Annotated in this window: 5 protein-coding genes; 3 read left to right on the plus strand and 2 right to left on the minus strand. The window is 70.7% G+C overall.

Going from position 1 to position 10,286, the window contains the following annotated elements; translation table 11 throughout:
* On the minus strand, window positions 1–452 hold a 452-nt coding region (locus F8271_RS27125), incomplete at its 3' end, for a cellulose-binding domain-containing protein (protein WP_192580479.1).
* A gap of 612 nt (window positions 453–1,064) precedes the next feature.
* On the opposite strand from F8271_RS27125, the gene F8271_RS27130 reads away from it, so the two are divergent.
* Window positions 1,065–2,183, plus strand: coding sequence for a hypothetical protein (locus tag F8271_RS27130; protein ID WP_151492693.1), 1,119 nt, complete (start codon window positions 1,065–1,067; stop codon window positions 2,181–2,183).
* Between the two features lies 1 nt (window position 2,184).
* Window positions 2,185–2,889, plus strand: a complete 705-nt coding sequence (locus F8271_RS27135) for a class F sortase (RefSeq protein WP_151492694.1) — start codon at window positions 2,185–2,187, stop codon at window positions 2,887–2,889.
* A gap of 70 nt (window positions 2,890–2,959) precedes the next feature.
* Here the strand turns inward: F8271_RS27135 and F8271_RS27140 are convergent, their stop codons facing one another.
* Window positions 2,960–8,041, minus strand: coding sequence for an NAD-glutamate dehydrogenase (locus F8271_RS27140; RefSeq protein ID WP_151492695.1), 5,082 nt, complete (start codon window positions 8,039–8,041; stop codon window positions 2,960–2,962).
* A 290-nt stretch (window positions 8,042–8,331) separates the two neighbouring features.
* Here F8271_RS27140 and F8271_RS27145 point away from each other — a divergent pair.
* Window positions 8,332–10,286 (plus strand): penicillin-binding transpeptidase domain-containing protein (locus F8271_RS27145; RefSeq protein ID WP_151492696.1); only part of this gene is annotated, 1,955 nt, incomplete at its 3' end.

The raw sequence follows: 10,286 nt of genomic DNA on the forward strand, positions 1-10,286 counted from the left end.
GGTGTGGTGGTCGGCGGGGTGGTGCCACCGTTGCAGGCCACCCCGTTGAGGGTGAATGAGGTCGGCTTCGGGTTGCTGCCGCTCCACGCGCCGTTGAAGCCGATGCTCGTGGACGCGCCGGTGGCGAGGCTGCCGTTGTAGGACAGGCTCCGGGCGGTGACCTGGCTGCCGGACTGCGTGAACTCGGCCGACCAGCCCTGCTGCACCCGCTGGCTGGAGTTGGGGAAGGTCCAGCCCAGGGTCCAGCCGTTGAGCGGGTCGCCGACGTTCTTGATGGTGATGCTCGCGGTGAAGCCGCCGGGCCAGTCGTTGCTCGTGTATGCGACGTCGCACTGCGTGGCGGCCTGCGCCGCCGTGACGGGAATCGTCACCAGCCCGCCGGCGACCAGGGCACCCGCGCCGGCGAGCGCGAGGGCCCGGCGTGGGCCGGACAGCCTTCTCCACACATTCATGCCACTGATCTCCTTGGGCGAGACCGGGCCCAGGTACGGCCCGGCGGGACGGCCCGGTGGGCGTCCTGCACGGACGGCCGCCGGCGCCAACGGGATTCTTCGGGGGTGCCCGACCCGGACGGGCGATGGTGGTGGTGGGGTGATCGACCGGCACGCGGCCGGGCGGTCGGCGGCAGGACGCCGTCCGGTGAACCGGATGCCCTCGGCTGCCTGCCTGCGCGGTGTGGCTCCCCGAACCGCGTGCGCCGATTCTTGCATGGGAGCGCTTCCATGGCAATGACTCGATGCGTCGGGCCACGGGAATCCGCCTCAGACTCGGACGATACCCCCCGAGTGAGGCCGGGCGGCACGAGCGGATCAGTCCCGGCACTACCGGGTGGCAGCGGAGGGTTGAACACGGGAGGCGCACAACACCGTGGGCCACCCGCAAGGGCTCGACGCATCCGAGACGACACGGCACGCCGTGAAAGCCGCGTAGCACCCCTTCACCTCTTACCAGCATCAAAGGTCAAAACGCGAATCTTTCCCTTCATAGGTCATGAAACCGTCTAACGTCGGTCTTAGCTCGGTTGTCGCCGGGCTCAGGACAACAGGGATGGAGTGACGCAGGTCATGGCTAAGAAGATGCTCGGGAAGGTCGTTGCGGGCGCCGCGCTCGGCGGCGCGTCGCTCCTGGTGTTCGCGCCGGGAATCGCGTTCGCAGATGGGCACCACGACGGCGGCAAGGACCATGACGGCAAGGTGTACGCCAAGCCGCACGTCGTCAAGGCTGGCGACGAGGTCAAGCTCCTCGAGATCTGCCCGGATCGGCAGGAGCACGCGTACGTGTGGTCCAAGGTCACCGGCAAGGTCAAGCTCAAGCCGGCCGACGACCGGGGCGAGGACCGCGGCGAGTGGCGCGAGGAGGAGAACTCCGGCCACGACGACAAGGGCAAGGACGAGCACGGCAAGGACGAGCACGGCAAGGACGACAAGGGCAAGGACGAGCACGGCAAGGACGAGAACGGCAAGGACCACGAGGGCAAGGACGAGAACGGCAGGGGCGAGAACGGCAGGGGCGAGAACGGCAGGGGCGAGAACGGCGAGGAGACGCCGCAGCCCGCCGACGGCGAACAGCCCGGTGGTCAGGGCGGCGGCGCTGCCGCCGACGCCAACGCCGACGCCGACGAGGACAGCAAGGACTGGAAGGGCGAGGAGCACGGCCAGGACGCGGAGGACAGCCGCGACGAGAAGGGCCACGAGGACAAGAAGGGCTGGGAGTCCAAGAGCCCCGAGGAGTACAGCTCCGACGAACGCGGCTCCGACGAGTACGGCTCGGACAAGGGCTGGGAGTCCAAGGACCGCGACGAGTACGGCTCCGACGAACGCGGCTCCGACGAGTACGGCTCGGACAAGGGCTGGGAGTCCAAGGACCGCGACGAGTACGGCTCCGACGAGCGCGGTGACTACGGCAAGGACGAGGACCGCTGGGACGACGAGCGGGAGTTCGTCTACTACGGCGAGGCCAAGGTCGACAAGGACGCGAAGCCGGGTCGCTACGAGCTCAAGGGCTCCTGCGGCGAGGGTGAGCTGGTCGTGCTGCCGCACGGCGGTGTCGACGGTGGTGACGGTGGCGTGAGCACCGGCACCGACCGTGGCCTGGCCACCGGCGGGGCGAGCCTGCTCGGCGCTGCCGCGCTGGGTGGGATCGTGCTGATGCGTCGTCGGCGGACCGATGGTTCGCTCGTCTGACGTGACGGCGACACCGGCCGGCGGCCGTCACGGGAAACCGTGGCGTGCCGCCGGCGCGGCCGTCGTCGTCACCCTCGCCATGATCGGGGCCGGCATGATCGGCGCGGCCCTGAAGACCACGTCCGCTCCCCGCCCACCGCAGCCGCTGTCCCAGGCCGGCCCCGAGGTCACCGGACCGGCGGTCACCGCCACCGACGTTCCGCCGCTCGATGGCGCACCCGTCGCGCAGGGGGACGCGCCACCCGGACTGGCGCGCTCCACCCCCACCAGCATCGAGATCCCCCGGATCGGCGTCGACGCGACGATCATGTCGCTGGGCACCAACCCGGACGGCACCGTCCAGGTCCCCCCGCTGGAGCAGGCCGACCAGGCCGGCTGGTACGAGCCGGGGGCGAGCCCCGGCGAGACCGGCAACGCGGTCATCGTCGGGCACGTGGACTCGGCGAAGCTGGGCCCGGCCGTCTTCTTCGACCTCGGCGCCCTCACGCCCGGTGACACGATCACCGTACGGCGGGCCGACGGTCAACCGGCGACCTTCCAGGTCGACTCGGTGCGGTCGTACCCGAAAACGTCCTTCCCCACCGAGGTGGTGTACGGGCCGAACGACCGGCCCGGCCTGCGGGTGGTCACCTGCGGCGGACAGTTCGACGAGGCCGCCAGGAGCTACCGCGACAACGTGGTCGTCTTCGCCACCCTGGTGGCGTGACCGGCCCACACGAACGCGGTCCGGCCGGCCGGGGTGACCCGACCGGCCGGACCGCGTCCGGCGTACCGACTCAGGCGGCGGCGGAGGTCCGCACCAGGGTGCGGATCTGGCGCAGCAGCACGGACAGGGCGGCGAGATCCGCCCGCGACTCGTCGAACTCACCCATCGCCCGTCGGGCGCGGTGGATCGACGTGGCGTTCGACTGCTCCCACTGCCGCACCCGCTCGTGCGGCGGCACATCCTCCGCGGTCGAACCGAGCACCTCGGCGGTGAGCGCGGCCAGCGCGGCGTACAGGTCGTAGCGCAACGCCATCCGGGCGAGAGTCTGCCAGCGGTCCTCCCTCGGCAGCAGGGAGATCTTCGACAGCAGCGAGTCCACCCGGAACAGGTCGGAGAGCACGAAGTAGACCGACGCCACCTCGCCGACGTCCCGGCCGCTGCGCGTGGTGGTCTCCACCACGTCCAGCAGGCCGAAGCTGTACATCAGTCGGGTCGCCCGTTCCGCCAGCTCACGGGGCAGCCCCCGCTCGGTCATCGAGTCCATGTGCGCCCCGATGGCCTGCCGTTCGCTGCCGTAGAACAGCTCCTCCAGCCCTGGCAGCAGCTGGGCCACGCCGTCCCGCAGGCGGGCGATCTCGGTGGGCACGTCGATCGGCGAGCGCCGGTTGGTCACCAGCCAGCGCACCGCGCGGTCCAGCAGTCGGCGAGTGTCCAGGTAGACGCTGGTCTGCAACTCCGGAGAGACCTTGTTGTCCAGCGCCTCGACCGCGTCCCAGAGGTCACGCAGCCCGAACACCTCGCGGACCACCACGTACGCCCGGATCACGTCGGCCGCGCTGGCCGCGGTCTCCTCGACGACCCGGAAGATGAACGAGATGCCACCCCGGTTGATCGCCTCGTTGACCAGCACGGTCGTGACGATGTCCCGGCGCAGCCGGTGGCGGCCCATCCGGTCGGCGAACCGCTCGCGCATCGGCGTCGGGAAGTAGTTGACCAGCACCTCGGTCGTCCACTCCTCGTCGGCCAACCCCTCGGTGAGGATCTCCCGCTCCAGGACGATCTTCACGTACGCGAGCAGCACCGCGAACTCCGGCGCGGTCAGCCCGGACTCGCCGCGGACCGCCAGTTCCTCGTCCGGCGGCAGCGCCTCCAGTGCCCGGTCCAACGCACCCGAACGCTCCAGCTCGTTGATCATGCGGCGGTGCACCGGGAGCAGCGAGGCGGCCTGGGCCTGGGCGTTGTTGATCGCCCGAGCCTGGTCGTAGTTGTCCCGCAGCACCAGCTCCGCGACCTCGTCGGTCATCCCGGCCAGCAGCTCGTCCCGCTCCGCCGTGGTCAGCTCGCCGTCGGCGACCGCGGTGTTCAGCAAGATCTTGATGTTCACCTCGTGGTCGGAGGTGTCCACACCGGCCGCGTTGTCGATGAAGTCGGTGTAGATCCGGCCGCCGGTCAACGCGTACTCGATCCGGCCGAGCTGCGTCCAACCCAGGTTTCCGCCCTCACCGGCCACCCGGCAGCGCAGGCTGCGCCCGTCCACCCGGATCGCGTCGTTGGACTTGTCGCCCACCTCGGCGTTGGTCTGGGTCGACGCCTTGACGTAGGTGCCGATGCCACCGTTCCAGAACAGGTCCACCGGCGCGGTGACGATCGCCTTCATCAGGTCCTGCGGCGACATCTGCGTGACGTCGTCGTCCAGGCCGATCGCCGCCCGGACCTGCGGCGTGATCGGGATCGACTTGGCGGTACGCGCGAAGATGCCGCCGCCGGCCGAGATCAGCTCCGGGTTGTAGTCCTCCCAGGAGGAACGGGGCAGGTCGAACAGCCGTCGCCGCTCCGCGTACGAGGTGGCCGCATCCGGCTCCGGGTCCAGGAAGATGTGCCGGTGGTCGAACGCGGCCACCAGCCGGATGTGCTCGGAGAGCAGCATCCCGTTGCCGAACACGTCGCCGGACATGTCGCCGACGCCGACCACCGTGAAGTCCTCGGTCTGGGTGTCCAGACCCAGCTCCCGGAAGTGCCGCTTCACCGACTCCCAGGCGCCCCGGGCGGTGATGCCCATCTTCTTGTGGTCGTAGCCGGCGGAACCACCGGAGGCGAACGCGTCACCGAGCCAGAAGTGGTGCGCCGTGGAGATCTCGTTGGCGATGTCGGAGAACGTCGCGGTGCCCTTGTCGGCCGCCACCACCAGGTACGGGTCGTCCGCGTCGTGCCGGACCACGTCCTCGGGCGGCACGATCTGCCCGCTGACGATGTTGTCGGTGACGTCCAGCATCGCGCCGACGAACTCCTGGTAGCAGGCGACCGCCTCGTCCCGGTCGCCCGGCTTCTGCTTGAGCACGAAGCCGCCCTTGGCGCCCACCGGCACGATCACGGTGTTCTTCACCATCTGCGCCTTGACCAGGCCCAGCACCTCGGTACGGAAGTCCTCGCGACGGTCGGACCAGCGCAACCCGCCCCGGGCCACCGGCCCGAACCGCAGGTGCACGCCCTCGAAGCGGGGCGAGTACACGAAGATCTCGAACTTCGGCCGCGGCGCCGGCAGGTCCGGAATGGCCTGCGGGTCGAGCTTGAACGCCACGTACGCCTTCGGCCGCCCGTCGGCGCGCTTCTGGTAGAAGCTCGTGCGCAGGGTCGCCTCGATCAGCGTCAGGTACGAGCGCAGGATCCGGTCCTGGTCGAGGCTGGCCACGTCGTCCAGCGCGCCCCGGATCGTCTCCACCAGCTCGCCGCTGCGCTGCTGACGCTGCTCGGGGCTGAGGTCGCCCGGCGCGAACCGGGTCTCGAACAGCTCCACCAGCAGACTCGCCAGCTTCGGGTACGCGACGAAGGTCTGCTCCATGTAGTCCTGCGAGAAGACCGTGCCGGCCTGCCGCAGATACTTCGCGTACGCCCGCAGCACCACCACCTGCCGCCAGGTCAGGCCGCCGCGCAGCACCAGCTCGTTGAACCGGTCCACCTCGGCCTCACCGCGCCACGCCGCCGCGAAGGCGTTCTCCACGTGCGGGCGCACCTCGGCCAGCTCGTGGTGCCCCTCGGGCAGCATCAGGCCGAAGTCGTACAGGTAGACCCGACCGTCGATCCGGTCCACCTCGTACGGGTGCTCGTCGACCACCCGCACGCCGAGTGAGTGCAGCACCGGCAGCACGGCGGAGAGCATCATCGGCTCGCCGTACCGGTAGACCTTGAACCGGACGTTCATCGTCTCGGCCAGGTCCGCACCGGGCATCCGGGTGCCCGGCCGGGGCGCGAGCTGCTTGCGGAACAGGTGCATCTCCAGCTGGCCGGGCTCCTCCAGCAGCTCCAGCTTGGCCAGGTCCTTCATCGCCTCGTACGGCGTGTGCCCGTCCTTGTAGCCCTCCGGGAACGCGTCGGCGTACCGGGCGAACAGGTGCTTGGCCTGCTCGTCGCCGAGCTTGCGCTCCAGCACCAGCCGGTAGTCGTCGTCCCAGAGCCGGGTCGCGTCGGCCAGCTCCTCGGCCAGCAGGTCGGCGTCGATGTCGCCGGGCGGCCGGGTGGGATCGGTGCGGACGATGAAGTGGATCCGGGCGAGCATCGACTCGGTGACCCGGGTGGTGTAGTCCACCCCGACACCGTTCAGCTCACGCAGCAGGATGTCCTGCATGCGCAGCCGGTTCTGCGTGGTGAACCGGTCCCGGGGCAGGTAGATGAGGCAGGAGATGAACCGCCCGTACGCGTCCCGGCGCAGGAACACCCGCAGCTGCCGCCGCCCCGCCATCCGCAGCACACCGACCACCGCGTGGTACAGGTCGTCGGTCTTGATCTGGAACAGCTCGTCGCGCGGGTAGGTCTCCAGGATCTGGATCAGATCCTTGCCGGAGTGGCTGCGCTGGCTCAGGCCGGAGCGGTCCAGGACCTCGGCGACCTTACGGCGCACCACCGGAAGCTCGCGCACGCTGGTGCGGTACGCGGCGGTGGAGAACAGACCCAGGAAGCGCCGTTCGCCGATCACGTCACCGGCGGAGTTGAAGATCTTGAAGCCGATGTAGTCCAGGTACGCCGAGCGGTGCACGGTGGCCCGCGAGTTGGCCTTGGTGATGATGAGCAGGCGCTTTTCCAGCACCTTCTCGTGTGCCTCGGGTGTCATGGACGACAGCGACCGGGCCTCCGGCGAATCGGAGCGCAGGATGCCCAGACCGGTGCCGAGCACCGCTTCGAGGGCCTTGCCGTCGACCGGGTCCGCGGCGTTCCCGCCGGGAGCGTCGACCAACCGGTACTCGCGGTAGCCGAGGAAGGTGAAGTGGTCGTGGGCGAGCCACCGCAGCAGCTCCACCGAGTCGGTGATGTCCTTCTCCGGCACCGGCGGACGGTCGTCGGAGGTGCGGGCCGAGGCCAGCTCGTCGGCGAGCGCGAGGGCGCGCTGACGCATCTTCGGCCAGTCCTCCACCGCCTCGCGGACGTCGGTGAGCACCCGCTGCAGCTCGCGGCGCAGCCGGTCCCGCTCGGCCGCGTCCCGGACCGGGTCGATCTCGATCCGCATCCAGCTCTCGATGATGTCGCCGGCGATCGCGTCGTCCGGCTCCACGTCGGCGGAGACCTCGGTGAGCCGACCCAACGGCTCCCGCCGCACCACCACCAGCGGGTGCACCAGCAGGTGCACATCCAGGTGGTACGAGTTGAGCAGCGCGGTCACCGAGTCGACCAGGAACGGCATGTCGTCGGTGACGATCTCGACGACCGTGTGGTGCTGGTCCGCGTACGGTTCGTGGATCCGCAGCTTCAGCTCGCCGGGCACCCGTTGTTGAGCGAGGTCCCGGTGTGCCCGGGCCGCGTCGAGCATCTCTTCCGCCGTGAAGCCGACCAGCTCCTCGTCCGGGGCGAACCGCCAGAAACGACCCACCAGGGTCGCCGCGTCGTGGTCGTCCCCGGCGAGTGCGACGGCCTGGGCTACCAGGCGCTCCGCATTCGGTACCGGTTCGTCGAGCTCGGCGTCCTCCACGTCGTCGGCCAACGCCTCGGTCGGCAGGCCCAGATCGTAGATGGTGTCGATGCTCGCCCCGGTGAGGCCGGTGACGCCCGTGTCGAGTCGGCCGTAGCCGTCCCCGTCGGTCGCGGAATCGAAGCTGTCGTCGTCCCGGCCGGAGTCATCCTGCCGGAGGTCGGGTTCCGGTTTGATCGCCGGACGCCGGTCCATCGGTGCCACTCCCCTCGACCCACCGCGTTGTGGGTCACTCTGCCGCCCAGCCTAGGCCCTGACGTTCTTCGCCTTTGTCGGCGGACCACTGGCCGGACGTCCGGATCGGGACTTTGTCCTTTCACCCGTTGCGGGTCCGAGGTTGGCCGGATGCGGGATACCCCGCCGCGCGATGTTCATCACACCGGCACCCACCCTCTTTCCGCACGTCCGGCCACATGAGGGGACGTTGGGGACAGGGTTCTCGTACTACCGTGCAGGGCAGCCCGAGATCGGAAGGACCTCGCGTCATGCTCCTGTCGTACCCCCGGCCCCACCGACCGAACCCCGCCCGGCGGCGGGTCGCCGCCGTCACGGCGGCGCTCCTCACCGCCGGCGTCCTGGCCGCCTGCTCGGGCGACGACGGCCCGGAGCGCAGCGTCGACGCCTTCCTGGCCGGCTGGCGCAGCGGTGACCTCCAGGCGGTCGGGCTGGTGGGCCCGACGGGCGGCAAGCTGCCGGCCGCCGAGGTGAGCCGCGAGATCAAGGAACTCTCCGGCGAGCTGGCGGGCAGCCCGCCCAAGCTGACCCGCCGCGGCGAACCGAAGGTCACCAAGGACATCGCGACCGCGACGGTCCAGGTGGAGTGGACCCTGCCCGGTCAGACCCGCTGGGCGTACGACCGCGAGGTGCGGCTCGCCCAGGGCGACGACGACCAGTGGCAGGTGATCTGGGAGCCCCGGGTCCTGCACGAGCAGCTCACCAAGGGTGACCGGCTGGGGTTGCGCCGCGACGCCGCTCCCCGCGCCGGGGTGCTGGACGCCGCCGGGCAGCCGATCGTCGCCCCTCGCCCGGTGATCCGGGTGGGGGTGCAGCCCGACGGGGTCGCCGACATCAAGAAGCTGGTCAAGGACCTCGACGCGGCCTTCAAGGCGATCCGTCCGGCGCTGGTCCCGGCGGTCGACCTGGCGGACCTGCCCGAACGGGTGGCCAAGGCCGAGCCGGGTGCCTTCGTCGAGGTGGTGACGCTGCGCGAGGAGGCGTACCGCCAGATCAAGCCACGGATCGACGACCTGCCCGGCACCACGTTCATCTCCGCCAAGCTCGACCTGGCTCCGACCCGGGAGTTCGCCCGCGCGCTGCTCGGTTCGGTCGATCAGGCGCAGGCCGACGATTTGGCCGCGCACCCCGACCGGTACGCGGTCGGTGACCTGGTCGGCCACGGCGGACTGCAGGGCCGCTACGACGACCGTCTGCGCGGCACCCCCGGGTTGACCGTGGTCGTCGAGCGTCCCGCCGAGGGCGGCACGTTGGAGGCCACCGGCACCGAACTGTTCCGCCGGGAGCCCCAGCCGGGGCAGGCGCTGAAGACCACCCTGGACGTGGCCGCCCAGAACGCCGCCGACGAGGCGCTGCGCGCCGAGACCCGCCGGTCCTCGCTGGTGGCGGTACGGATCAGCGACGGCGCTGTCCTCGCCGCCGCGAACGGCCCCGGCCCGGCCGGCGAGAACCTGGCGTTCAACGCCCAGGTCCCTCCGGGTTCGACGTTCAAGATGGTCAGCGCGCTCGGCCTGCTGGACCGGGGCGCGGTCACCCTCGACGGGCCGGTGGACTGCAAGAAGACGGCCACCGTCGACGGCCGGTCCTTCAAGAACTCGGACAACTTCGAGCTCGGCTCGGTGCCGTTCCGCACCGACTTCGCCAAGTCCTGCAACACCGCGTTCGCCACCTTGGCGCCGAAGCTGGGCGGCGACGGGCTGGCCGCCGCCGGCCGGTCGCTGGGCCTGGAGGGTCAGTGGGATCTCGGCACCGACGCCTTCACCGGCAAGGTGTCGACGGGCGGCAGCCCGGCCGAGCAGGCCGCGGCCTCGTTCGGTCAGGGCACCACACTGGTCAGTCCGGTGGCCATGGCCGGTGCCACGGCGGCCGTCGCCCGGGGCCGGTTCGAGCAGCCGAAGCTGCTGGTCGACCCCGCGCCGGCCAAGCCGGCCGCGGCCGGCGAGCAACTCAAGCCGGAGTCCGTCTCGGCGCTGCGCACCATGATGCGCGAGGTGGTGACCGCCGGCACCGGCACCGCCCTCAAGGACGTGCCGGGCGGCGAGGTGTACGGCAAGACCGGCACCGCCGAGTACGACAACGACCCGGCCCACACGCACGCCTGGTTCGTCGGCTGGCGGGGTGACGTCGCGTTCGCCGTGTTCGTGGAGAAGGGCGGCGCCAGCGCCGCCTCGGCCGTCCCGATCGCCGAGCGCTTCCTCCGCGCCCT

It is taken from the genome of Micromonospora sp. ALFpr18c, from assembly GCF_008868155.1.
Taxonomy (GTDB): domain Bacteria; phylum Actinomycetota; class Actinomycetes; order Mycobacteriales; family Micromonosporaceae; genus Micromonospora.

Excerpts from the sequence above, each read along its gene's own strand:
- F8271_RS27130 (WP_151492693.1), top strand. The coding sequence starts at position 1,065 with ATGGCTAAGAAGATGCTCGGGAAGGTCGTTGCGGGCGCCGCGCTCGGC.
- F8271_RS27140 (WP_151492695.1), bottom strand. The coding sequence starts at position 8,041 with ATGGACCGGCGTCCGGCGATCAAACCGGAACCCGACCTCCGGCAGGAT.